The sequence below is a fragment of the Pseudomonas sp. MF5691 genome (assembly GCF_016405645.1).
GTDB classification, from domain to species: domain Bacteria; phylum Pseudomonadota; class Gammaproteobacteria; order Pseudomonadales; family Pseudomonadaceae; genus Aquipseudomonas; species Aquipseudomonas shahriarae.
Genome location: NZ_JAEKDC010000007.1, coordinates 198,555 through 224,660, shown reverse-complemented (window position 1 = coordinate 224,660; position 26,106 = coordinate 198,555). Strand labels below are relative to the sequence as shown.

16 protein-coding genes are annotated in these 26,106 nt (G+C 62.2%); 7 read left to right on the top strand and 9 right to left on the bottom strand.

Features of this window, described 5'->3' with window-relative positions:
* Positions 1–143: 143 nt before the first annotated feature.
* Both JFT44_RS13180 and JFT44_RS13175 read right to left on the bottom strand, forming a co-directional pair.
* The gene (locus JFT44_RS13180; RefSeq protein ID WP_198830789.1) at positions 144–1,217 is read right to left on the bottom strand and encodes an AI-2E family transporter; all 1,074 of its coding nucleotides are present in this window, start codon (positions 1,215–1,217) and stop codon (positions 144–146) included.
* Between the two features lie 43 nt (positions 1,218–1,260).
* Positions 1,261–2,319, bottom strand: a complete 1,059-nt coding sequence (locus JFT44_RS13175) for a DUF2066 domain-containing protein (RefSeq protein WP_057438757.1) — start codon at positions 2,317–2,319, stop codon at positions 1,261–1,263.
* 355 nt (positions 2,320–2,674) lie between these two features.
* On the opposite strand from JFT44_RS13175, the gene purM reads away from it, so the two are divergent.
* The 4 genes from purM to JFT44_RS13155 all read left to right on the top strand — a co-directional run bounded on the left by purM (position 2,675) and on the right by JFT44_RS13155 (position 5,663).
* Entirely contained in the window at positions 2,675–3,733 is a 1,059-nt protein-coding gene (gene purM / locus JFT44_RS13170; RefSeq protein ID WP_032857036.1) for a phosphoribosylformylglycinamidine cyclo-ligase, read from the top strand.
* Positions 3,733–4,383 carry a phosphoribosylglycinamide formyltransferase gene (gene purN / locus JFT44_RS13165; RefSeq protein ID WP_057438756.1) on the top strand — a complete coding sequence of 217 codons (651 nt, stop codon included), beginning with the start codon at positions 3,733–3,735 and terminating at the stop codon, positions 4,381–4,383. The genes purM and purN overlap by 1 nt, the downstream gene beginning before the upstream one ends.
* A gap of 8 nt (positions 4,384–4,391) precedes the next feature.
* A complete protein-coding gene (locus tag JFT44_RS13160; protein WP_057444555.1) occupies positions 4,392–5,105 on the top strand; it encodes a DUF3108 domain-containing protein in 714 nt (237 codons plus the stop codon).
* 369 nt (positions 5,106–5,474) lie between these two features.
* Entirely contained in the window at positions 5,475–5,663 is a 189-nt protein-coding gene (locus JFT44_RS13155) for a hypothetical protein (protein ID WP_198830788.1), read from the top strand.
* A gap of 94 nt (positions 5,664–5,757) precedes the next feature.
* On the opposite strand, the gene JFT44_RS13150 is transcribed toward JFT44_RS13155, so the two are convergent.
* From JFT44_RS13150 to JFT44_RS13125, 6 genes are all read right to left on the bottom strand, one after another.
* Positions 5,758–6,303 carry a DUF2058 domain-containing protein gene (locus tag JFT44_RS13150; protein ID WP_057958846.1) on the bottom strand — a complete coding sequence of 182 codons (546 nt, stop codon included), beginning with the start codon at positions 6,301–6,303 and terminating at the stop codon, positions 5,758–5,760.
* 25 nt (positions 6,304–6,328) lie between these two features.
* Positions 6,329–7,162 (bottom strand): nucleoside triphosphate pyrophosphohydrolase, encoded by an 834-nt coding sequence (gene mazG, locus JFT44_RS13145; RefSeq protein WP_169989943.1) that lies wholly within the window; start codon positions 7,160–7,162, stop codon positions 6,329–6,331.
* A 166-nt stretch (positions 7,163–7,328) separates the two neighbouring features.
* Positions 7,329–9,572, bottom strand: coding sequence for a GTP diphosphokinase (gene relA, locus JFT44_RS13140; RefSeq protein WP_099168065.1), 2,244 nt, complete (start codon positions 9,570–9,572; stop codon positions 7,329–7,331).
* A 120-nt stretch (positions 9,573–9,692) separates the two neighbouring features.
* Positions 9,693–11,045 (bottom strand): 23S rRNA (uracil(1939)-C(5))-methyltransferase RlmD, encoded by a 1,353-nt coding sequence (rlmD, locus tag JFT44_RS13135; protein ID WP_198830787.1) that lies wholly within the window; start codon positions 11,043–11,045, stop codon positions 9,693–9,695.
* Positions 11,045–11,947 carry a cysteine synthase CysM gene (gene cysM / locus JFT44_RS13130; RefSeq protein ID WP_057438752.1) on the bottom strand — a complete coding sequence of 301 codons (903 nt, stop codon included), beginning with the start codon at positions 11,945–11,947 and terminating at the stop codon, positions 11,045–11,047. Before cysM ends, rlmD begins: the two co-directional genes overlap by 1 nt.
* 227 nt (positions 11,948–12,174) lie before the next feature.
* The gene (locus JFT44_RS13125) at positions 12,175–20,031 is read right to left on the bottom strand and encodes a retention module-containing protein (protein WP_198830786.1); all 7,857 of its coding nucleotides are present in this window, start codon (positions 20,029–20,031) and stop codon (positions 12,175–12,177) included.
* A gap of 468 nt (positions 20,032–20,499) precedes the next feature.
* On the opposite strand from JFT44_RS13125, the gene JFT44_RS13120 reads away from it, so the two are divergent.
* From JFT44_RS13120 to JFT44_RS13110, 3 genes are read left to right on the top strand one after another with little or no spacing between them, the layout of a single operon-like run.
* A complete protein-coding gene (locus tag JFT44_RS13120) occupies positions 20,500–21,858 on the top strand; it encodes a TolC family outer membrane protein (RefSeq protein WP_120732185.1) in 1,359 nt (452 codons plus the stop codon).
* A 23-nt stretch (positions 21,859–21,881) separates the two neighbouring features.
* Complete coding sequence (locus tag JFT44_RS13115) at positions 21,882–24,041, top strand: type I secretion system permease/ATPase (protein ID WP_198830785.1); 2,160 nt, start codon at positions 21,882–21,884, stop codon at positions 24,039–24,041.
* 9 nt (positions 24,042–24,050) lie between these two features.
* Positions 24,051–25,406, top strand: coding sequence for an HlyD family type I secretion periplasmic adaptor subunit (locus tag JFT44_RS13110; protein ID WP_057441200.1), 1,356 nt, complete (start codon positions 24,051–24,053; stop codon positions 25,404–25,406).
* Positions 25,407–25,508: 102 nt separating this feature from the next.
* Here the strand turns inward: JFT44_RS13110 and JFT44_RS13105 are convergent, their stop codons facing one another.
* Entirely contained in the window at positions 25,509–26,105 is a 597-nt protein-coding gene (locus tag JFT44_RS13105) for a tRNA-uridine aminocarboxypropyltransferase (protein ID WP_198799745.1), read from the bottom strand.
* Between the last annotated feature and the right edge of the window lies 1 nt (position 26,106).

The following is a 26,106-nucleotide window of genomic DNA, read 5'->3' as shown; positions in this document are numbered from 1 at the left end:
CGGGCGCACAATGCAACAGACCACAAGCAAAATCAAAGGTTTGCGTTAACTCATTGGATTTTTTGGAGATTGTTTGGCGCGATGGCTAAATGCCAAGCCCCACAGACAACAAACCCGGCCTTGAGCCGGGTTTGTGATCAGTCTTACAACTGAGGGTCATCGGCGCCCGTATAGGCGCCCGAATCCTTGTACACATCGTGCACATGGCGCACCAGCACCATGATCACCGCCGCTACCGGCAGCGCCAGGAGGATGCCGGTAAAGCCGAACAGCTCGCCGCCCGCCAGGATCGCAAAGATCACCGCCACCGGGTGCAGGCCGATGCGATCGCCCACCAGCAACGGCGTCAGCACCATGCCTTCCAGGGCCTGGCCGGCCATGAACACCGCGACAATCCCCAGCATCGGGTACAAGTCACCGCCAAACTGGAACAGGCCAGCCACCAGCGCCGCACCAATCCCGATGACAAAGCCCATGTACGGCACAATCGCCGCCAGGCCGGCAATCATGCCGATCAACAGGCCCAGTTCCAGGCCGATCGCCATTAGCCCGCCAGCGTAGATAATCCCCAGCGCCACCATCACCAGCAACTGCCCACGGACAAAGGCGCCCAGCACCTCATGGCACTCCCCGGCCAGGGACACGATGCGCTCCTCGCGATCACGGGGCAGCAGGCTGCGGATCTTGGCCATCATGATGTCCCAGTCACGCAGCAGGTAGAACGCTACCACCGGGATCAATACCAGGTTGGTCAGCCAGCCAATCAATGCCAGGCTGGAGGCCGTGGCCTGACTGAGGATCACCCCGACGATATCGGTGGTCTGGCCCATATGCTCGCTGATCGCGGCCTTGACCTTGTCGAACTTCCAGAAGCCATCGGCCAGGCCGAGTTTGGACTGCACCCAGGGCATGGCCGTGTGCTGCAGCCAATCGAGCATTTGCGGCGCCAGTTCGTACAGGCGCAACAGTTGCTTGGCCAGCATCGGCACCAGCACCAGCAACAGCGCCATGACGATCAGGGTAAACAGCGCAAACACCGCCACCACGCCCCAGGTGCGCGACAGCCCGGCCTTTTCCAGGCGATCCACCACGGGATCGAACAGATAGGCCAGCAGCAACGCGACCAGGAACGGCGTCAGGATCGAATGCAGCAAGAACACCAAGACGCACAGCAGGACAATCCCGCCAAGCCACACCCAACGACGCGTATCCGCCATAAACCACTCCATCTGTTATTTGCTTCTATATAAGGAAGAACATTTACCAACGGAAACGCAGTTGCGGCTCAGGTTCGGCTTGCGGCACCGGCACCGGCTGCGCGCCTTCGGCCACGGGCGACGGCACAGGTTGTGGCGCGAGCGCCTCACCAGCCGGCACTTCCTGCAACTTGGCCAGGCTCAATTGGCTGCGCAACTGCTCGCTGCTGCCGTTGACCCGATAGACGATCCGGTCACCCTCCACCCGCTGCAACTGCGCACCAAACGGCTCCAGCAGATGACCGAGGGCGGCGTAGCGCTCCAGGGTCATGCCCTGCACTTGCAGCAACTGCTCGCTGGACACCCCGGCCTTTACAGCAAAACGGGGCGCCAGGCGCTCGCTGACGGCCAGCAGCACGGCATCGGCCAACGCCGCGGGATCGGCGCCCTGCACCGTGCCCTGCTCGGCTTTGTCACCCAGCCACAGGCGCCACTTGGCTTGCCATTGGCCCGCGTCTTCACGGGCATGCACCGCCAGCAAGGCGTCGGCGCCATAACGTTCGGAGGCCGCACGCAGAGGGGCCGGATCGGCACTTTCAAGAGTGGGTGCGGTGGCGACGATCTGCTCATCGAGATCGCCCAGCGGCAGGCGCAAAGGCAGGCCGCGATGCTGAGCCGCACGGCGCAGCGGCTCGGCAGCCGACTGGCCATCACCGACCAGGCTGCTGCCCTCAGTGGAATCGCTCAGCCACCAGCCGAGGATCGACGGCCGATTGTTGCCCCACAACGCCAGGCCGGCATCGCGCAGGGCGCGGTCGGTGCTGACCGGATCGAAATCCACTTGCAGGCTTTCCGGTGGGCCGGCGTCGTAACCGTACTGGCTGATGATCTGTTGCGGATCCTTGCGGATCGCCGCCAGGCCAGGGCCCTGGGCGGCCTTGGCGTCGCCGGTGAGGCGGGCTACCAGGGTCTGCAGGGCGCGCTGGGTAGCTTGTTCGCGCTCCTCCGGCGCCTGGCTGCTGACCGGCTCCAGCACTTGATAAAGACCATTAACGGTTTCGGCATGACTGGCCAGGCTGACCAACGACAAACAGCCAACAAAAAAGTATCTACTCAGACCCATGAAAAAAGATTCCCGAACGACAAAAAAGCGGCTGGAACAGGCCGCGTGAAGAAGGTTAAGCAAGGCTGTGACCACAGCGACCGGCAAAACATTCACAAGGCCCCGGTAAGTTTTCGTACTGTCATAACGATAGCGGGTTAAAGGCTATACCTTAATACAGGCGATCGCGGCGCCTATTAAGGTTTTTTTAGCACCATATGCCCCTGCCCGTCGGCCCGAGGATGGCCGCTGCCCCTCAAGCCTGATAAAATCGCGCGCCTTCGCAGACCGTCAACGGCTGGGCGTCCTGAAGTGTTCAGCTTCTGTGCCCACCGCATCGGTCGTTACCCCTGAATCCCCCCTAAAGGCCTGGATCATGAGCAAGCAACCCTCCCTGAGCTACAAGGACGCCGGTGTAGACATCGACGCCGGTGAAGCATTGGTCGAACGCATCAAGAGCGTCGCCAAGCGCACTGCGCGCCCCGAAGTCATGGGCGGCCTGGGCGGTTTCGGCGCCCTCTGCGAGATCCCGGCCGGCTACAAGCAGCCAGTGCTGGTCTCCGGCACCGACGGCGTGGGCACCAAGCTGCGCCTGGCCCTGAACCTGAACAAGCACGACACCATCGGCATCGACCTGGTGGCCATGTGCGTCAACGACCTGGTGGTATGCGGCGCCGAGCCGTTGTTCTTCCTCGACTACTACGCCACCGGCAAGCTCAACGTGGAGACCGCTGCACAAGTGGTCACCGGTATCGGCGCTGGCTGCGAACTGTCGGGTTGCTCCCTGGTCGGCGGCGAAACCGCTGAAATGCCAGGCATGTACGAAGGCGAAGACTACGACCTGGCCGGCTTCTGCGTCGGCGTCGTGGAAAAAGCCGAGATCATCGACGGCTCCAAGGTGGCTGCCGGTGACGCCCTGCTGGCTCTGCCATCGTCCGGCCCGCACTCCAACGGCTACTCGCTGATCCGCAAGATCATCGAAGTGTCCGGCGCCGACATCGAGAACACCCAGCTCGACGGCAAGCCTTTGACCGACCTGCTGATGGCCCCGACCCGCATCTACGTCAAGCCATTGCTCAAGCTGATCAAGGACACCGGCGCGGTCAAGGCCATGGCCCACATCACCGGTGGCGGCCTGCTGGACAACATCCCGCGCGTACTGCCAAAAGGCGCCCAGGCCATCGTCGACGTGGCCAGCTGGCAGCGCCCGGCGGTCTTCGACTGGCTGCAAGAGAAAGGCAACGTCAACGAGACCGAAATGCACCGCGTGCTGAACTGCGGCGTGGGCATGGTCATCTGCGTGGCTCAAGAGCACGTGGAAACCGCGCTGAACGTTCTGCGTGAAGCCGGCGAGCAGCCATGGGTGATCGGTCAGATCGCCACGGCTGCCGAAGGTGCTGCCCAGGTTGAACTGAAGAACCTCAAGGCTCACTGATGCCAGCAACCTGTGATGTCGTGGTGCTGCTCTCCGGCACCGGCAGTAACTTGCAGGCCCTGATCGACAGCACGCGCGCCGGCGACAGCCCGGTGCGCATCGCTGCGGTGATTTCCAACCGCAGCGACGCCTACGGCCTGCAACGCGCCCAGGACGCGGGTATCGACACCCGCGCCCTGGATCACAAGGCGTTCGACGGTCGCGAGGCCTTCGATGCAGCCTTGATCGAATTGATCGACGCCTTCAACCCCAAGCTCGTGGTCCTCGCCGGTTTCATGCGCATTCTCAGCGCTGATTTCGTGCGCCATTACCAGGGGCGCCTGCTGAATATCCACCCTTCCCTGCTGCCTAAATACAAAGGGTTACACACTCACCAACGGGCCCTTGAGGCCGGCGATACGGAGCACGGCTGCAGCGTGCACTTTGTCACCGAGGAACTCGATGGCGGGCCTCTGGTCGTACAGGCAGTAGTTCCGGTAGAGTCTGCGGACTCAGCGCAGAGCCTTGCGCAACGGGTTCACACCCAGGAACACAGGATTTACCCGCTGGCGGTTCGCTGGTTTGCCGAAGGCCGCTTGGTTCTCGGTGAACAGGGTGCATTGTTGGATGGCCAGTTACTTGCGGCCAGCGGCCACTTGATTCGTACCTAGGAGATTTTATGCGTCGCGCCCTGCTCTTCGCTTTTGCTCTGTTTGCCCTGCCTGCCGTGCACGCGGCAGACCTTCAGCCTTTCTCCGCCAGCTATACCGCCGACTGGAAGCAGTTGCCCATGAGCGGCACTGCGGAACGCAGCCTGGAAAAAAACGCCGACGGTACCTGGAAGCTCAGCTTCAAGGCCTCGATGATGATCGCCAGCCTGACCGAAACCAGCACCTTGACCCTGGACAAGGATACTTTGCTGCCACAGTCCTACCACTTTGAACGGGGTGGGCTGGGTAAAGCCAAGAAAGCCGACCTGGACTTCGATTGGACCGCCAAGATGGTCACCGGCACCGATCGCGGTGATGCGGTGAAGATCCCGCTGAACCGTGGCATGGTCGACAAATCCACTTACCAGTTGGCCCTGCAGCATGACGTGGCCGCCGGCAAGAAAACCATGAGCTACCAGGTGGTGGATGACGGCGAGGTCGACACCTATGACTTCCGCGTGCTGGGTGCCGAGAAAGTCGAGACCAAGGCCGGCAAGATCGACGCCATCAAGGTTGAGCGCGTGCGCGACCCGACGCAAAGCAAGCGCATTACTGTGATGTGGTTTGCCAAGGATTGGGATTACCTGCTGGTTCGCCTGCAACAAGTCGAAACCGACGGCAAGGAATACAACATCATGCTGTTGGACGGCACGGTCAACGGCAAGGCTGTGAAAGGCAGCTGATCGTTGAGTGTTTAAAAGAGCCTCGCTAAATGCGGGGCTTTTTTTCGCCTGGCGTTTGGAGTGAGGCGACTGGCGTTATCGCAGGCAAGCCAGCTCCCACAGGTGGTGCATTCCAAGGTGGGAGCTGGCTCGCCTGGGATAGCGGTGGAAGGCCTGGCACCCGGACAAAGCCTGACTCGAACATGAAGCTTTTGTCATAAAACCCCAGGCCCTGCGACGCAATGTCGCGGTTTACGTGGCCTGGAGCATTGTTGCGTTTGCTGCAATGAATTGTTGCGTGCAAAGTCAGTTTACTTAGCAAGCTAACAAAATATATAACAAAGGCCTGCGACGCCTTGCCGCAGATCAACCAGAGACTGGAGCAAGCAGATGACAGTAAAAGTAACGGAACGCGACGATGCCTATATGTCCCACGAGGCCCTGGCCCACGGGATTCATATCTGGGATGTGCATCAACAAGACCTGCTGGTCGGTATGTTTCACAACGAGTGCGACGCCCATAACTATAAAAACGAGCTCGAAACCCTCGAAATGAGACGCCAGGCATCAAGCGCCTGAAGCGCTGAGTTCCCATAGCCACCCGGCCCACGCAGCCGCAGTGCCTATAAACACAAACCCCGCCTTTTGAGCGGGGTTTGTTGTTTTTAACGCCTTACCACATCAGGTCGTCAGGGATCTGATAGGCGGCGTACGGATCATCCTCATCCGGCACCTGGGTCTCGGTGAGGATGTTCATCTGGACGATACGCTCAGGTGCGCGCTCCTGGATTTTCAGCGCGGCCTCCCGTGGAATCACTTCGTAACCGCCACCGTGATGGACAATCGCCAACGAGCCATTGCTCAGCTTGTTGCGCATCAAGGTGTTGACCGACAGGCGCTTGACCTTCTTGTCGTCCACGAAGTTGTAGTAGTCCTCGGTGGTCAACTTGGGCAGGCGCGAGGTCTCGATCAATTGCTTGACCTGCGCGGCACGGGCCTTGGCCTCGACCTTTTCCTGCTGCTGGCGGTTGAGCTCCTGGTCGCGCTTGACCTTCTCGGCCTGCGCTTCCAGGGCCAGGCGCTGCTGGGTGTCATCGGCCTGGGCCTGGCCTTTGTGAACCAGGCGCTGCTGCTTCTGCTTGTCTTTGCCGACCTGCTTGGCCTGCTTCTGATTGACCAGGCCTGCTTTGAGCAACTGGTCGCGAAGGGAAATGCTCATGGTGCTTACTCACTTAGGCAACTGCTCAACCGCAGTTGGACACATTCTTTTCCTGGCGTTTGGCTTCGCCCCAGAGGGCGTCCAACTCTTCGAGGGTGCAATCTTCCATGGGACGGTGGGTGTCGCGCAATGCCTGTTCGATAAATCGGAATCGCCTTTCGAATTTGGCATTGGCACCGCGCAGGGCGGTTTCCGGGTCCACCTTGAGGTGCCGGGCCAGGTTGACCGCTGCAAACAGCAGGTCACCGACTTCATCGGCAATCGCTGCCGGGTCATTGTCGGCCATGGCTTCGAGCACTTCATCGAGCTCTTCACGCACGTTATCCACCACCGGCAGCGCCGCTGGCCAGTCGAAGCCGACCTGGCTCGCGCGCTTTTGCAATTTGGCGGCGCGGGACAGGGACGGCAAGGCGTTGGGTACATCATCGAGCAGGGACAGTTGCTGTGGAGCGTCGGATTTTTCGGCGCGCTCCTCGGCCTTGATTTGCTCCCAGCGCGCCTTGACCTGCTCTTCGCTTAACTGAGGGATATCCAGCGGCGCATACAGGTCGCCGGTGGGGAACACATGGGGGTGCCGGCGAATCAGCTTGCGGGTGATGCTGTCGACCACGCCGGCGAACTCGAAGCGCCCTTCTTCCCGGGCCAGTTGGCTGTAATACACCACCTGGAACAACAGGTCGCCCAGCTCGCCTTGCAGATGCTCAAAATCCCCGCGCTCGATGGCGTCGGCGACTTCGTAGGCTTCTTCCAGGGTGTGAGGCACGATACTGGCGTAGGTTTGCCTGATGTCCCACGGGCAACCGTATTGCGGGTCGCGCAGACGGTTCATCAGGTGTAGCAGGTCTTCAAGTGAATACATCGTTCTCTATCCGATCAAGTGGGAAAACCACCGAGCAAATGTGGGAGCCGGGCTTGCCCGCGATGCAGGCATCTCGGTATCGGGTAGACCGAGGCGCCTGCATCGCAGGCAAGCCAGCTCCCACACAAGCCAGCTCCCACATTTCAGGCCGCACTCATCCAGCGATTCATGGCGTGCGGTTACGCCGGGTCTCGATGATGTTCGGCAGTTGGGAGATACGCCCCAGCAGCCGCCCCAACGCGTCCAGCCCCGGAATCTCGATGGTAAGGGACATCAACGCGGTGTTGTCCTCCTTGTTCGAGCGGGTGTTGACCGCCAGTACGTTGATCCGCTCGTTGAGCAGCACTTGCGAGACGTCACGCAGCAACCCCGAACGGTCGTAGGCGCGGATGATGATGTCCACCGGGTAGGTGAGCACCGGCACCGGGCCCCAGCTGACCTGGATGATCCGCTCCGGCTCGCGCCCGCCCAGTTGCAACACCGAGGCACAATCCTGGCGGTGAATGCTCACCCCACGGCCCTGGGTGATGTAGCCGACGATCGCGTCGCCCGGCAACGGCTGGCAGCAGCCGGCCATCTGGGTCATCAGGTTGCCCACGCCCTGGATCTGGATATCGCCGCGCTTGCCCGGCTTGTAGCCGGTGGCCTTGCGGGGAATCAGCTCCAGTTGTTCGCTGCCGCGCTCCGGCTCCACCAACTGCTGGGCCAGGTTGACCAGTTGCGCCAGGCGCAGGTCGCCGGCGCCGAGGGCGGCGAACATGTCTTCGGCAATCTTCATGTTGGCTTTTTCGGCCAACTTGTCGAAATCCACCTGAGGCAGGCCCAAGCGCCCCAGCTCGCGCTCGAGCAGGGTCTTGCCGGCGGCGACGTTCTGGTCCCGCGCCTGCAGCTTGAACCAGTGGACAATCTTCGCCCGCGCCCGCGACGTGGTGATGTAGCCCAGGTTCGGGTTCAGCCAGTCGCGGCTCGGGGTGCCGTGCTTGCTGGTGATGATCTCGACCTGTTCACCGGTCTGCAGGCTGTAGTTGAGCGGCACGATACGCCCGTTGATCTTGGCGCCACGGCAGTTGTGGCCGATCTCGGTGTGCACCCGGTAGGCGAAGTCCAGCGGTGTCGCGCCCTTGGGCAGGTCGATGGCGTGGCCGTCGGGGGTGAAGATATAGACCCGGTCTGGCTCGATATCCACACGCAACTGTTCGGCCAGGCCGCCGATATCGCCGAGTTCTTCGTGCCACTCCAGCACTTGGCGCAGCCAGGAGATTTTCTCTTCGTACTGGTTGGAGCCCGCCTTGACGTCGGTACCCTTGTAACGCCAGTGCGCGCAAACCCCCAGCTCGGCTTCTTCGTGCATGGCATGGGTGCGGATCTGCACTTCCAGCACCTTGCCCTCGGGGCCGATCACCGCCGTGTGCAGCGAGCGGTAGCCGTTTTCCTTGGGGTTGGCGATGTAGTCGTCGAACTCCTTGGGAATATGCCGCCACAGGGTGTGGACGATGCCCAGCGCGGTGTAGCAATCGCGCATTTCCGGCACCAGCACGCGTACGGCGCGCACGTCGTAGATCTGGCTGAAGGCCAGGCCCTTGCGCTGCATTTTGCGCCAGATCGAATAGATGTGTTTGGCGCGCCCGCTGATATCGGCTTCGACGCCGGTCGCCTGCAACTCCGAGCGCAACTGGCCCATCACATCGCTGATAAAGCGCTCACGGTCCAGCCGCCGCTCATGCAGCAGGGTGGCGATCTGTTTGTATTGATCGGGTTCGAGGTAGCGGAAGGACAGGTCCTCCAGCTCCCACTTGATATGGCCGATCCCCAGGCGGTGGGCCAGGGGCGCGTAGATATCGAAGACCTCGCGGGCGACACGGTTGCGCTTTTCGTCATCGGCGGTTTTCACCGCACGGATCGCGCAGGTACGTTCGGCCAGCTTGATCAGCGCCACGCGTACGTCGTCGACCATCGCCACCAGCATCTTGCGCAGGTTTTCCACCTGGCCCTGGGTGCCCAGCACCATCGACTGGCGCGGGCTGAGGCTGGCGCTGATCGCAGCCATGCGCAGCACGCCGTCGATCAGCTTGGCCACCACCGCGCCGAAACGCTGGCTGACCAAGGGCAACGCAATATGCCCCTCGCGCACGCCGCGATAGAGCACCGCGGCGATCAGCGAGTCCTGATCCAGCTTGAGGTCGGCGAGGATCTCGGCGATTTCAAGCCCGGTACGGAAACTGGAGGTTCCTTCGGCCCACAGATTCTTGGCCGCATTGTCTTGCTGTTCGGCCTCGCGAGCGAACTCGCAGGCGGTTTTCAAGGCTTCACGGTCCAGTGCCGGATCGACACTGACGGCATGATCCAGCCATGCCTCGAGATTGATACTGCCGTCGGTGTTGATCGGCTGGTGTGCTCTCACCTGTACCATCTTGCTTACCTTCCCTACGACGCGCCTGTAGCGCGTCAAAATCGCTGACCCTTGTAACGCGAACTCCCTGGCAGGTCACAGGCCCAGGAGAACGCAGGCCAGTCGGACTAAGCGAGCATCCTAGCTCGCTTCAAATAACGCCATCGCCTCGACATGCGCGGTTTGCGGAAACATATCGAGGATCCCGGCACGTTTTAGCCGGTAGCCTTGCTTGACCAACTCGACAGTGTCCCGCGCCAGCGTGGCTGGATTGCAGGACACATACACCAGGCGATCAGCCCCCAGAGTGGCGAGCTTGCGCACAACCTCCAGGGCACCATCGCGGGGTGGGTCCAAGAGTACCGCACAAAAGCCTGCTTTGACCCATTGCGCGTCACTCAAAGGCTGGGACAAATCGGCCTGAAAAAACTGCACATTATGCAAATTATTGCTGCCTGCGTTGAGGGCCGCGCGGTCCACCATGGCCTGCACGCCCTCTACCGCCACCACTTCACGCACCTGGCGGGCCAGGGGCAAGGCAAAGTTGCCCAGGCCACAAAACAGGTCCAGTACCCGTTCGTCGGAGCGCGGTGCCAGCCAGTCCAGCGCCTGGGCCACCATCGCTTCATTGACCCCGGCGTTGACCTGGACAAAATCCCCCGGCCGGTACGCCAGCTCCAGGTCCCACTGCTCCAGACGATAGCCCAGGGCCTGCCCGGCCGCGAACGGCTGCGGCTCGCCCTCTCCATGCAGCCACAACTGGGCGTCATGGAACGCGCAAAATTCCTGCAGCACCAGCAGGTCAGCGTCGGACAACGGCGCCATATGCCGCAGCAACACGGCAATCGACGAGCCGCTGAACAACTCGACATGCCCCAGGGCCTGAGGTTTGCTCAGGCGCCGCAACATATTGGGCAGACGCTGCATGATCGGTTGCAAGGCCTGTACCAGCACCGGGCAATCGTCGATGGCCACGATGTCCTGGCTGGCCACGGCGCGAAAACCCACGTCCAGGCGCTTGGCCTTGGCGTCCCAGCGCACCGCGACCCGGGCGCGGCGGCGATAGCCGAACTCGGGCCCGCTCAACGGCGCGGCCCATTCCTGGGGCTCGACCCCGGCGACACGGGACAATTGCTCGGCGAGCATGCGCTGTTTCAGGGCAAGCTGTTCGCCATGGGGCAAATGTTGCAGGCTGCAACCGCCGCAACGACCGGCATGGACGCACGGCGCCGGGCGGCGCAGTTCGCTGGCCTTGAACACCCGCTCGGTGCGGGCCTCGACCACTTTGCCGTGGGCGCCCAGCACCCGGGCCTCGACTTCCTCGCCGGCCAGGGCACCCACCACAAACCAGGTGCGGCCTTCGAAAAACACGATTCCCCGGCCATCATTGGCCAGGCGCTCAATGGTCAGGCGCTGCTTTTTGCCGACCGGTACTTGGGGCGCCCGGCTGCCACCCGTGGGCTGGAAGCGCAGGCCTCGCTCTTGCTTGGCCATCAGTTGGGCGCGTCGAAAATGCCGGTCGACAGGTAGCGGTCGCCTCGGTCACAGATGATCGCGACGATCACCGCGTTTTCCAGTTCTGCAGACAAACGCAACATCCCTGCCACCGCACCGCCGGAGGACACGCCGCAGAAGATGCCTTCTTCACGGGCCAGGCGACGGGTGGTGTCTTCGGCTTCACGCTGGGCCATGTCGATGATGCGATCGACGCGGGCGGCGTTGTAGATCTTGGGCAGGTACTCTTCGGGCCAACGGCGGATCCCCGGGATCGCCGCGCCTTCCATCGGTTGCAGGCCAACGATCTGGATCGCCGGGTTCTGCTCCTTGAGGTAGCGCGAGTTGCCCATGATGGTGCCGGTGGTGCCCATGGAGCTGACGAAATGGGTGATGGTGCCCTGGGTCTGGCGCCAGATCTCCGGGCCGGTGCTGGTGTAGTGCGCCTCGGGGTTGTCACCGTTGGCGAACTGGTCCAACACCTGGCCACGGCCTTCGGCGGCCATGCGCTCGGCGAGATCACGCGCGCCTTCCATGCCCTCTTCCTGGGTCACCAGGACCAGCTCGGCGCCATAGGCGGTCATCGCGGCCTTGCGCTCGGCGCTGCCGTTGTCGGGCATGATCAGGATCATTTTGTAGCCCTTGATCGCTGCGGCCATGGCCAGGGCAATCCCGGTATTACCGGAGGTGGCTTCGATCAGGGTGTCGCCGGGCTTGATCTGCCCGCGCTGCTCGGCACGGGCGATCATCGACAGCGCCGGACGGTCCTTGACCGAGCCCGCCGGGTTATTCCCCTCGAGCTTGAGCAGCAAGGTATTGCTGGTGTTACCCGCCATGCGCTGCAAGCGGACCAAAGGTGTGTTGCCGACGCAATCGGCGATGGTTGGGTATTGCAGGGTCATGGCGTATTCGCAATCCAGACTGCGGGGGCGCCTATCATACCGGCAAACGCTGGCGGGCCATATCACGCAAAGTATGGTGCTTATAACTCAATGAGCTAAAGCCACAGGCCAGTACCTGTCTGTGGCGAGAGACGTGGCGAGGGAGCTTGCTCCCGTCGGGGCGCGAAGCGGCCGTGAATGGGACTGCTACGCAGTCCAACGGGAGCAAGCTCCCTCGCCACAGAGGATTACACGGTATCCACCTTCAACGAATGGTCATTCAACATCCCATTGATGATCGTCGCCGTATCCGCCCCGCCCGCAATCAACCCGCCCGCGCCCGGCGTGACGCCGTATTGGGTCGCCAGGTTGACCCCGGCCAGGTCGATGGTCTGGTTCGGCGTGGCACCTGCAACGGCGCTGATGTCGATGGTGGTCGTACCGCCCACCACCTTGAAGTGCAGGTAGTCATCCAGGGACGCCGTCGTCGCATTCTCGCCTTGCAGCAATTGCGACAGGTCGAGCTTGTCGGTGCCCACCGCAAAGTCGGTGATGACATCGTGCCCGCTACCGCCGGTCAGGTACTGGAAGGTATCGGCGCCAGGGCCACCGGTCAGGGTGTTGTTACCCAGGCCGCCGATCAGGATGTCATCGCCCCCCTCGCCCTTGAGGGTGTCATTGCCCAGCCCGCCGGAGATCAGGTTGTTGTTGCCGTTGCCCGTGAGGAAGTCATTGAAGTTGGAGCCCACCAGGTTCTCCAGGGCCATCAATGTATCGGTTCCGGCGCCGCCAGTGATTTGCCCCGTCGCCAGGCCAAGGTTGACGGTCACGCCTGCCGTGGCATGGGCATAGCTGACGGTGTCGAGGCCCGCCCCGCCATCGAGCAGGTCATTGCCGGTGCCGCTGAACAGCAGGTCATTGCCATTGCCGCCGTGCATCTGGTTGTTGCCGGTGCCGGCGGTGAGCACGTCGTTGCCATCGCCGCCATTGAGGATGTTGTTGCCGGGCCCGGCCATGATGATGTCATCACCGTTGGTACCGGTGAGGGTCGTACCGGCCTGGTAGCTGATGTCTACCGCGGCGCTGTCGCTGCCGCCGTGGTTATCGCTGACCGAGTAGTTGCTGTGGTACTGCGGTGTGTAGTCCTGGGCGCCGGCGTAGTTGATCTTCATGTCCAACTGGTAGCTTTCTGTGCCATTGGGGTTGCCGCCTGTTGGATTGGAGGTGTTGGTAATGTGAATCTGATAGCTACCGTCCGCTAACGCAGTCAGCGTCGTGCCATCCGCAAGAGGGAGCTCGCTGCCACCGTTGATCGAATAGGCCATGACGATGTTACCGACCGGCCGGTTGTGATCCAGGCTGAGGGTCTCACCCGCCTTGAGCGTGACCGTTAAGCGATCGTCGGCCGTAGCGCCACCGACATTGCCGAGACTGCCGGTGATCAAAAGTGCTGCAGTGAGGTTCACCGCATCACCGGCAAACGAGGTACGTACATCCCCCACAGTTGTACCGGTGAGCGTTCTGGTCCCCGTCCCGGTAAAGGCCGCGCCTTTGGCCACCCAGCCGGTTGGAAAACTGGTGGGGATAGCCGTCAGGTTGTCATGGTTGGCATCGCTGTCATTGGCCAGCAGCAACTCGGCAGGCACCACAATATTGCTCGACAGGATATTGGTGATCACATGGTCATCACCCGCCACCGGCGCCACGTTCGGGTTGACCTTGACTACCAGGCTGGATGTCGCGAGATCGCCGTCGTTGTCGCTGACGGTCACGCCAAAGGTTTCGGTGACCAGCGAGTCGGTCAGCTTCGGCGGCGTGTAGCGGAACTCGCCGTTGTCCATGTCCACCACCAGCGTGCCGCCCTGGTTGGTGGTGATGGTGACACTGTTGCTGACGGTGTCGAACGTACCGTGGCCGCCTGGCAGGTTGGCACTCATCGAGCCCCCCGCCGCCGGGTTGTAGGTGTAGGTGATGCCATCCACCGTGAGGGCTTTGACGAAGCCACCGTCAGCGCCGAACGAGCCGTCCGTCAGCAGGCTGCCGGTGACCGGCGCGCCCTGTACCGTGCCGGCCAGCACCGCATCCAGGCCCGCCAGGTTGGCCACCACCACCGCGTTGGTGTTGGTGTGGGTGCTGCCGTCGTAGGCCACCGGGTCCAGGTAAATACTGTTGACCCCCGCCCCCAGGCCTATGGCATAGGCCTTGATGCCGTTGGCGTCGAGGAAGGCTCGCCATACGCCCTCTTCAGTAGCGTCGATCCCGTCGCCGTATTCCGGGTTGACCACGTTGCCGGGGTTGTTCGGATTATTGGTGTTGGACGTGGTGGGGTTACCGTCCGAAAAGAAATACGCCACGTTCTGCGCACCTTCCAGCTTGCCGGCAGTGCCATAGGCGGTCTGCGCGGTGCCGAGTGCCGAGTCGTAGTTGGTGCCGTTGAACGCCGTAAGGTTGTTGACCAGGGTCTTGGCCGTGGCGACGCTGACCCATTGGCTGCTCAATTGCTGGGAGCTGTCGTTGAAGGTCACGATCTGCACCTTCACATCGCCCATCTCATCGTAGCGGTTAAGCAACTCGGTGATGGACGCCTTGGCCAGGTCAAGCCGCGTGCCGCCGGCCCCCGAGGCGTCGTTCATGCTGCCGGAAATATCAATGATCAGCAGCAGGTTGGAGTCCACCTCCGTCGCCGTGACTTCACGCGCGCTGGACACCACTTTGGGCACATCATCGACAATGCTCACCACGATGCTGCTGGTGGTGGTGTTGCCCAACGGGTCGGTGGCCTTATAAGTGAAGGTCTCGGTCAATACATTCGGCCCGTCGTTGCTGTTGGGCAGGGTCTTGGGTGCCGAGGTCAGGGTGTAGGTGTAGGTGCCGTTGGGGTTGAGCAGGATCTGCCCATAAGTGCCGGTAGCGCTGCCGACCAGGCTGAAACTCAGCGGACCACTGCCGCCGGTTACCGAGTCTGCGAGGTTGCCGCTGGCGGTTTCCGTGGTGGCCGTCGGGTCGCTGCCGACCACGGTGCCAGGCGCCAGGTCCTGGCCGTCGAGGTTCAGGTCCAGGGCTTTCTCGTAGACCGTGACATCGCCGTCAACCACCGCCTTGAGGCCGCTGTCGGTCACTGTAATCGTCAGGGTGGTGGTGCTTAGGTCACCGTCGGCATCCCGCACGGTATAGACGAAGGTGTCCACCGCCCCCGGAGGGCTCACCGCGTTGGGGTTGCTGTGGTACACGGCGTTGCCGTTGGCATCCAGAGTCAGGTAACCATAGGTGCCGTTGATGTTAGCGCCCAGGCCGCCAGAGGCCGGGGTGCCGATGTTGCTGCCCGCCCGCACCCCGACTACCGCGCCAGCCAATGTGGGGCTATCGGCGCCGCCGACATCATTGCCCAACACATTGGCGCTGACCACACCGCCTTCTATCACCGAACGCACGTCGGGGTTGGCAGTGGGCAGGTCATCAATGATGTTGATGTCGATCGTACCCGTCGCAGTATTGGTGTCGTTATCGCTGGCCGTGACCGTGATCTGCTCCGACAGACTGTTATCGCCGCTGGCATTGGGGTGCGCTTCATTGTCGAGCAAGGTGTAGCGGTAGCTGACCACCCCGGTGCTGGCGTTGTAGCCAGTGATGGTCAGGGTGTTGCCGAAGCCGGTAGGTTCCGATTGTGGGAAGGTCGCGGCGACGCCGTTGGTGACGACGCTGATGCCGCCCACAGTCAGGTTTTTCAGGCCGTCCAAGGCGGTCACCGTGAAGGTACCGGTCTGGGTCAACAACGGGATGTTCGGGCTGGAACCATCGACCAGGTTTTTCTCATAGACGGTCAACTCGCCGCCAGTGACGTCCAGGCCGGTGAGCACGACCGGGTCGTTGTTGTTATGCACCTGTAGCACCAGGTTGGCGGTGCTGGTGTCGCCGTCGAGATCATTAAGCTGATAGGTGAAGGTTTCGGTGCCGTTGCCGCCGCCATTCAGGGCGATAAATTGCGGGTCAGTTTTGTCCAGGGTGTAGGTGTAGCTGCCATCCGCGAACAGCTGCAATGTGCCGTAGGTACCGACGATAGTGTTGGGCGTAACCGGGCCGGTGGCGATGCGGTCGGCGCCTTGTACGTCGTTGCCCAGCACGCTACCGCTCAGGGTCAGCAGGCTCTCGGAGGCGATACCTGCGGGATTGTCGTCGACGGCTTTTGGCACGTCGTCGACCACATTGACGTCCAATGAACCATTGTCGCTGCTGTTGTTGGTGTCAGTGGCAACCACCGTGAACGACTCGCTAATGCTATTGGCACCCGCGCCGGTTGGGTGGCTATCGGTGCCGTTGAGGGTGTAGCGGTAGCTGACCACCCCGGTGCTGGCGTTGTAGCCAGTGATGGTCAGGGTGTTACCGAAGCCGGTGGGTTCCGATTGTGGGAAGGTCGCGGCGACGCCGTTGGTGACGACGCTGATGCCGCCCACAGTCAAGTTTTTCAGGCCATCCAATGCCGTCACCGTGAAGGTGCCGGATTGGGTCAGAGCAGACCCATCGTTAGCGCTACCCAACGGCAGGTTTTTCTCGTAGACCGTAACTTCCCCGCCATTCACCTCAAGCCCCGTCAACACCACAGGGTCATCGTTGTTATGCACCTGCAACACTAGGTTAGCGGTGCTGGTATCGCCGTCGAGATCATTAAGCTGATAGGTGAAGGTTTCAGTACCGCTGCCACCGCCATTCAGGGCGACAAATTGCGGGTCGGTCTTGTCCAGGGTGTAGGTGTAGCTGCCATCCGCGAACAGCTGCAGAGTGCCGTAGGTGCCGACGATGGTGTTGGGCGTAACCGGGCCGGTGGCAATGCGGTCAGCACCTTGTACGTCATTACCCAAAACACTGCCGCTCAAGGTCAGCAGACTTTCCGAGGCCACTTGTGCATTGGCGTCATCAACTGCAGTAGGCACATCGTCGACCACATTGACGTCCAGCGAACCATTGTCGCTGCTGTTGTTGGTGTCAGTGGCAACCACCGCGAACGACTCACTGATGCTGTTAGTACCAGCGCCGGCTGGGTGGCTATCGGTGCCGTTGAGGGTGTAGCTGTAACTGATCACACCCGTGCTGGCGTTGTAACCGGTGATGGTCAGGGTGTTTCCGAAGCCAGTGGGTTCCGATTGTGGGAAGGTCGCGGCGACGCCGTTGGTGACGACGCTGATACCGCCCACAGTCAGGTCTTTCAGGCCGTCCAAGGCGGTCACCGTGAAGGTGCCGGATTGAGTCAGCGCAGGCCCATCGTTAGCGCTACCCAACGGCAGGTTTTTCTCGTAGACGGTGACTTCGCCACCATTGACGTTCAGGCCGGTCAACACCACTGGGTCGTCGTTGTTATGCACCTGCAACACCAGGTTGGCGGTGCTGGTATCACCGTCGAGATCGTTAAGCTGATAGGTGAAGGTTTCAGTGCCACTGCCGCCGCCATTCAGGGCCATGAACTGCGGGTCAGTCTTGTCGAGGGTGTAGGTGTAGCTGCCATCCGCGAACAGCTGCAGAGTGCCGTAGGTACCCACGATGGTAGTTGGCGTAACCGGCCCGGTCGCTATGCGGTCAGCACCTTGTACGTCATTACCCAAAACACTGCCGCTCAAAGTCAGCAGACTTTCCGAGGCCACTTGTACATTGGCGTCATCAACTGCAGTAGGCACATCGTCGACCACATTGACGTCCAGCGAACCATTGGCACTGCTGTTGTTACTGTCGGTGGCGACCACCGCGAACGACTCACTGATGCTGTTAGTACCAGCGCCGGTTGGGTGGCTATCGGTGCCGTTGAGGGTGTAGCTATAGCTGATCACCCCGGTGCTGGCGTTGTAACCGGTGATGGTCAGGGTGTTGCCGAAGCCGGTGGGTTCCGATTGCGGAAAAGTAGCGGCAACGCCGTTGGTGACGACGCTAATCCCGCCCACAGTCAGGTTTTTCAGGCCGTCCAAGGCGGTCACCGTGAAGGTGCCGGATTGAGTCAGCGCAGGCCCATCGTTAGCGCTACCCAACGGCAGGTTCTTCTCATAGACGGTGACTTCGCCACCATTGACGTTCAGGCCCGTCAACACCACCGGGTCGTCATTGTTATGCACCTGCAACACAAGGTTGGCGGTGCTGGTGTCGCCATCGGCATCCGTCAGGGTATAGGTAAAGGTTTCAGTCCCATTACCGCCGCCATTCAATGCCAGAAAATCGCTATCGGCGGTATTCAGCGTGTACACATACGTGCCATTCGCCGCCAACTCCAACGTGCCGTAAAGCCCCGTGAAGGAGCCCGGCGTAATCGGCCCGGACACGACCCGATCGGCGCCTTGCGCGTCATTGGTCAACACCGTGCCGCTCAGGGTCAGCAGGCTTTCGGAGGCCACTTGCGCATTGCCGTCATCGGCAGCGGTCGGTACATCGTCCACCACACTCACGTGCAGAGTGCCGGTGGCGGTGCTGTTGTTGGTGTCGTTGGCGATAACGCTGAAGCTCTCGGTCAGGTCATTCAACCCGCCCGCCGACGGATGCGCCTCGGTGCCCGTCAGGGTATAGCTGTAGCTGATCACCCCGGTGGCCGGGTCAAACCCGGTGATGGTCAGGGTATTGCCCAGGCCGGTGGCGATGGATTGCGGGAAGCCGGCGGCGACACCGCCGGACACCACGCTGATACCGCCCACCGACAGGTTCTGCAAGCCGTCCACGGCCGATACGGTCAGGCTGCCGGCGCGGGTCAGCGCGCCAGCGTCGGGGCTGCTGCCGTCCACCAGGTTTTTTTCATAGAGGGTCAGGTCGGCGCCATTTACGCTGATGCCGCCAATCACCACCGGGTCATCATTGTTGTGCACTTGCAGCACCAGGTTGGCGGTGCTGCTGTCGCCGTCGGCGTCGGTCAGGGTGTAGGTGAAGGTTTCGCTGCCATTGCCGCCGCCCTGCAGCGCGACAAAATCAGGGTCGGCAGTGTTCAGCGTGTAGGTGTAGCTGCCGTCAGCCGCCAGCACCAGGGTGCCGTATTGACCGCTGAACGTGCCGCCGGTGATCGGGCCGCTGGCGACGCGGTCGGCACCTTGGGTGTCGTTATCCAGGACGTTGCCGCTGAGGGTCAGCAGGCTTTCCGAAGCGCGACCCTCATGGCTGTCATCCAGCGCCTTGGGCACGTCGTCGATGAGGGTGATATCCAGCGAGCCGGTGGCGCTGTCGTTATCGCTATCGGTGGCGACCACCGCGAATTGCTCACCCAGGCTGTTGCTGCCGTTGCCCGACGGATGGGCCTCATTGCCGGTCAAGGTGTAGCTGTAGCTGATCACCCCGGTGGCTGCGTTGTAGCCGGTGATGCTCAGGGTGTTGCCCAGCCCGGTGGTGATAGTTTGCGGGAAGCTGCTGGCCACCCCGCCGCTGACCACGCTGATGCCGCCCACGGTCAGGCTTTGCAGGCCATCGGGCGCCGAGACGTTGAAGGTGCCGGTCTGCACCAGCGCCGCCGGATTGCTGGCCGAGCCTTGTGCAAGATTGGCCTCGTTGAGCGTCAACTCGCCGCCCTCGACCTCCAGCCCACCCAGGCTCACTGGGTTGTCGGGAGGCACCACCACGGGCTGGTCGTTGCCGGTATCGGGCTGGCCGGCGACCTGGAACAACGGAAACTCAGGAATCCCGCCAAACCCTGCCGTGGGAAAGCCGATGACCGGCTCCACCCGCCCGGCGACTTCGGTCAACAACACAAAGGAGTGCCCACCGCCCAGCTCACCTGCCGCCGTGCTGCCGGTTTGGCCGGCGGCCGTGGCTTCAGCGGTCTGGGTCGGATCGTCACCGGCGGCGATGGCTTTTTGCAGTTGCTGCACATCGGTCAACTGTGCCTGGCTCGGTGCAAGGTCTTCCGAGGCGTGAATCCGCGGCGCCTGGCCAGCCAGCAATTGCGGGGAAAGGCCCAGGCTGCTGTCGCGCCCCAGGGTCAGCTCCTGGCCGTTGGTCAGTTGCACCGCGACTGCACCGGCCGCACCGGTCTGCAGTTGCTCGCCGGCAAACAGTCGGTCGCCTTCGATCAGGCTTCGGCGACTGCCATCTCCTGCCACGGCAAAGACTTCCCCAACCACCTTGCTGACAACACCGATTAACTTGGCCATGCGCTTATCTCCCTGTCCGACCCCAGTAGTCGGCACCTCGGTTACGTGCACAAGTGCAGTGGATCGGGGGGGGCCGGAAGTGGCACAAAACTGATTCAAATCAGCCGCCAACCCGCGCTTCAACCCCGTTACAGAGAGCCTTTCAAAAAGAGAGAGAGTGACAAAAAACCGTCACCAAAAAACGCCCTTTTTTTCGCTACCCCATCACCTGCTCGCACTTGCGATTGAACTTTCCCCGAGCCGAAAAACACGCCACAGCGCACATAACTCAAGGCTTGTGCTTTGAACAATGTCTTGCTTCGCGCAGAACGCATAAGTTTTTTTGGACATAAACATTATGAGAAATCCTTCTTAGCTCCCCCCGCAAATGTTCTTAGCTGTGTTGTTACAAGCCTGAGACGGTTTGCCCCCTAAATTCGTCAAATAAATGGCGACAGACCAGTAACACTGACACCGGGAGATGTACCCATGCGCGCCTTTACCCCCCTCTGCAGCGCGATTCTGATCGCCATGGCCTGCACCAACACCCAAGCAATGTCGCTGACCCAAGCGATCCAAAGCACGCTGGACACTCACCCGGAACTGAATGCCAGCCGTAACAGCCGGCTTTCGGCCGATGAAGATGTGAAAGTCGCCAGAGGCGGCTTCTACCCCAGTCTCGACCTCAATGCCGCCTACGGCCGTGACTACAGCGACAACAGCACCACCCGCGCCCGTGGTGGCAATCACCACACCGAGACCGACAACTACACCCAGTCGGAACTGCGCCTGCGCCAGATGCTGTTCGACGGTTTCAACACCTCCAACGAAGTGCAGCGCACCGGGGCGGTGGTCAACTCCCGCGCCTATTACACCCGTGGCACCGCCGAGAGCCTGGCCCTGCGCACCGTCGAGGTGTACCTGGAAGTACTCAAGCGCCGCGACCTGCTGACATTGGCCAAGAACAACCTGCAGGCGCACCTGCGCGTCACCGACCAGATCGGCCTGCGCACCGAGCGCGGCATCGGCAGCACCGCCGACCGCGACCAGTCCACCGCCCGCCGGGCCCTGGCAGACAATAACTACCAGACCGCACTGGTCGACCTGCAAGACGCCGAATCGAACTTCTATAGCGTGGTCGGGCGCATGCCGGATGAACTGGAAAGCCCGGCCTCGATCAAGGGCGAGCTGCCCAGCGACCAACTCGGCGCCCGGCGCAGCATGCTGGAGAACAACCCCTATCTGAAGTCGGCCCAGTCCGATGTGATGGCCGCCGAGAGCCAGTACGAGGTGGCCAAGTCGCCGTTCTATCCACGCTTCGATGCCGAGGCGGCGGTGGGCGCCAATAACAATGTGCAGGGCGACCTGGGCCACGACAACGAATGGCGGGTGGGTGTGGTGATGAACTACAACCTGTTCCGTGGCGGCAGCGACAAGGCCCGCCTGGCGTCGGACTCGCACAAGATCAACCAGGCCATGGACATCCGCAACAACGCCCTGCGCATGCTCAACGAGAACCTCAACCTGGCCTGGCATGCCATGGACAACGCCCGCATCCAGACCCCCACCGCCCGCGAATATGCCGAAACCACCCAGCGCGTACGCGCGGCCTATCAGGACCAGTTCGGCCTGGGCCAACGCACCCTGCTGGACCTGCTGGACAGTGAAAACGAGCTGTACAACGCCAACCGGCGCTACACCGAAGTGCGCTACACCGAAGAGTTCTCCATGTACCGCGTGCTGGCCAATATGGGCGAGTTGCTGAACAAGGAGCGCGTGGTGGTGCCGGCCGAAGCCATTGCCCAGTCGGAAGTCAGAAGCGAAGCCCACCTGCCTGACCTGAAGTAGCCAACGACGTGGAGCAGATCGCCGTGAGCCAGATGGAACCGCTGAACCCGGGTGTCGACCCGCGCCAGAGCTTTGATGACCCGTTGCTCGACGGCCTGCTGATCCTCTGCAAGCTGCACGGCTGCAGCGTCAGCCGTAGCAGCCTGAGCGCCGGCCTGCCCTTGGCGCAACAACGCCTGAGCCTGAACTTGCTGCCACGGGCCGCGGCCCGGGCCAGCTTGCAGGCGCGGGTATTGCGCCGGGACTTGAAGGCCATCTCGGCGCTGAACCTGCCAGTGCTGTTGCTGCTCAACGAAGGCCGCTGCGCGGTGTTGCGGCGCTGGGGCGAGGATGGCCAGGCGCTGATCCTGCCCAGCGAAGCCGAAGGCGGCGAACAGTGGGTCAGCCGCGAAGAGCTCGACGCGGCCTACAGCGGCCAGGCCCTGTTTGCCCGGCCACGGCACGAAATCGAAGACCTGCGCGCGCCGCTGGTGCCAAGAGTCGAGGCGTGGTTTCGCGACACCTTGAAGCTGTCGCGCTGGCTGTACAGCGATGCAATTCTCGCCAGTTTGCTGATCAACCTGCTGGGCCTGATGGTGCCGCTGTTCGTGATGCAGACCTACGACCGCGTGGTGCCGAACCAGGCCACCTCGACCTTGTGGGTACTGGTGATCGGCCTGCTGATCGGCACGGCGTTCGAGCTGGTACTGCGGGTGGTGCGCGCCCATCTGCTGGACACCGCCGGCAAGAAGACCGATGTGATTTTGTCAGCGACCCTGTTCGAGCGCATCACCGGCATGTCGATGAAGGCGCGCCCCGCCACCATCGGCGGTTTTGCCCAAAGCATCCATGACTTTCAGGGCCTGCGCGAATTCCTCACCGCGGTGACCCTTACCAGCCTGATCGACCTGCCTTTCGCCGTGCTGATGCTGGTGGTGATCGGCCTGCTCGGCGGCTGGCTGGTGATCATCCCTTTGTGTGCGTTCCCGCTGACCATCGGCTTTGCAATGCTGATCCAGGTACGCCTGCGCGACACCGTGCAAAAAAGCCTGAGCCTGGGCGCCGAACGCCAGGCGCTGTTGATCGAAACCCTCAGCGGCCTGGAAACCCTCAAGGCCTGCAGCGCCGAAAGCGAGCGCCAGCACCAGTGGGAAAGCACCCACGGCGCCCTCACCCGCCTCGACAGCCATGCGCGCAACCTCTCGGCGCTGGCCACCAATGGCACGCTGTTCATCCAGCAGTTTTCCGGGATGGCGACCATTGTCGCCGGGGTCTACAGCATCATCGCCGGCAGCCTCAGTGTCGGCGCGCTGGTGGCCACCTACATGCTCGGCAGCCGGGTATTGGCGCCGCTGGGGCAGATCGCCGGGTTGATCACCCGCTACCAGCAGGCGCAATTGACCATGCGCAGCACCGACGCGCTGATGGCCCTGCCCCAGGAGCGCGACCCGCAGCAGCGCCCACTGGAGCGCACGCAACTGAGTGGCGCCCTGGAAGTCAGCCAGGTCACCTTCCGCTATGCCGGGCAGAACACCCCGGCCCTGAGCCAGGTCAGTTTCCAGCTCAAGGCCGGCGAGCGCGTAGGCATTATCGGCCGCAGCGGCTCGGGCAAAAGCACCCTGGGCCGCCTGGTGATGGGCTTCTACGCGCCAGAAGAAGGCCAGTTACTGCTCGATGGCCTCGACCTGCGCCAGCTGGATGTGGCCGACCTGCGCCAACAAGTGGGCTATGTGGCCCATGACCTGCCGCTGTTGGCCGGTAGCCTGCGCGATAACCTGACCCTGGGCGCGCGCTATATCAGCGATGTGCGGATGCTCGAAGTGGCCGAACTGACCGGCGTCAGCGAACTGGCCCGCCAGCACCCACAAGGCTTCGACCGGCCGGTGGGCGAGCGCGGGCAACTGCTGTCCGGCGGCCAGCGCCAGGCGGTGTTGCTGGCCCGCGCGTTGCTGCTCGACCCGCCGATCCTGCTGCTGGACGAACCCACCAGCGCCATGGACAACAGCAGCGAAGAAACCCTGCGCCAGCGCCTGGAGCTGTGGGTCAAGGGCAAGACACTGCTGTTGGTCACGCACCGTACCTCGATGCTCAGCCTGGTCGACCGCTTGATCGTGCTGGACAACGGCCGCATCGTTGCCGACGGCCCCAAAGAAAGTGTGATTGATGCACTGCGCAAGGGCCGTGTCGGCTCGGCCGCCGTCTAGGAGCCCACCATGTCAGCCACTCCCGCGCCACCGGGCTACTTCAAGAGCTTTGGCAAAACCGCCGACAGCGAATTCATGCCCGAACTGGCGGGTGCTTCGCTGCAGGACTCGCCGCGCCGTTCACGGATTATCGTGTGGCTGACCGCCGGCCTGATCATCTGCGCCCTGCTGTGGGCCAACTTTGCCGTTCTCGATGAAGTGACCATGGGCGAAGGCAAGGCCATCCCGTCGAGCAAGGTGCAAGTGATCCAGAACCTGGAAGGCGGCATCGTCACCCAGATCTACGTGCGCGAAGGGCAGATGGTGGACAAGGGCGACAAACTGCTGCAACTGGACGACACACGGTTCCGCTCGAACAAGGGCGAAAGCGAAGTCGACCGGTATGCCCTCACCGCCCAGGTCGAACGCCTGTCGGCCGAGGCCGAGGGGCGGCCGTTCAAATTGTCCGATGAAGTGATCGCCAAGGCCCCGCAAGTAGCCGAAGACGAACGCTCGCTGTTTGAACAACGCCAGCGGCGCTTGAGCAGCGAGCAACGGACCTTGAGTGAACAGTTGCGGCAGAAAACCCAGGAACTGGCGGAGTTTCGCTCCAAACAGGGCCAATTCAGCTCCAGCCTGGCTCTATTGCAACAAGAGATGAACATGTCCGCGCCCCTGGTAGGCACCGGTGCGGTATCGCCGGTGGAAATCCTGCGCCTCAAACGCAGCGCCGTGGAGATCCGTGGTTCGCTGAACGCCACCACCTTGGCGATCCCCCGGGCGGAATCGGCGATCAATGAGATCAAGAGCAAAATCGACGAATCGGTGCAGACCTTCCGCTCGGAAGCCGCCAAGGAACTCAACGAAAAACGCACCGACCTGTCAAAAATCACCGCCACGAGCATCGCCATTGATGACCGCGTCAGCCGCACCACCGTGGTCTCGCCGGTGCATGGGGTGATCAAGCAACTGAAGGTCAACACCATCGGCGGTGTCGTCCAGCCGGGCAGCGACATGGTGGAAATCGTCCCGCTGGAAGACAACCTGCTGATCGAGGCCAAAGTACGGCCCCAGGACGTGGCGTTCTTGCATCCGGGGCAGAAGGCGATGGTCAAGTTCAGTGCCTATGACTACACGATCTACGGCGGGCTGGCGGCGAAACTGGAACTGATCGGCGCCGATACGATTACCGACGACAAGGGCAACAGCTTCTACCTGATCCAGGTGCGCACCGATAAGAACCATCTGGGCGGGGATAAAAAACCGTTGCTGATCATCCCGGGGATGGTGGCAACGGTGGACATTATTACCGGGGAGAAAAGCGTGCTGGATTACTTGCTCAAGCCGGTGTTGAAGGCACGCACGGAGGCGATGCGCGAGCGTTAGCGGTGTTTGGGCAGGCGCCATCGCCGGCAAGCCAGCTCCTACATCGACCGCGTATGTCTTGAGCGGCGCGGTCAATGGGGGAGCTGGACCTGGGTGAACCGGCTAATCACCCCCATGATTGCGCTGAAACACCTCCTCCCCCATCGCTGCAATCTGCCCGTCGATCAACGCCTCAAACGGCCGCAACAACGGATCAAATGACTGCGGCGCCTCCAGCACCTGCAACGCCTGCACAATTGCCTCCACCGTCGACAACGCCCCCGGCCCCGGTGCCTTGCGCAATCGGTAGCGGGACACTGCGCCCGCCGCCAGCGTCACCCGTGGCAACGCCGCCAGCAGCGGGTTGAGGTGCAGCAACTTGCGCGCCTTGCGCCAGGTACCGTCGGGCACCACCAGCAGCAACGGCTCATCGGATGGGCCATAGGTCTGCAGCGACTGCGCCTCTTCGCCAGGAAACAGCAGCCGTGCCTGATAGCCCGGAGGGTTGAGCAAGGTCTGCAAGTCTTCAAATACTTCGCCCACTACCAACTGCGTATTCACCAGGCCCAACGCGGCGAGGCGCGCGGTGTTGAGCGCATGGTTGACCTCGCTGGGATGCTGCAACAGCAACACCCGGGTACGGCTGTGCAGGCTCGGGATCAGCGCGCACAGGCAGTGGGTGGTCGGCCGCAGGCAGCGGGGGCATTGGGGTCTGGACATA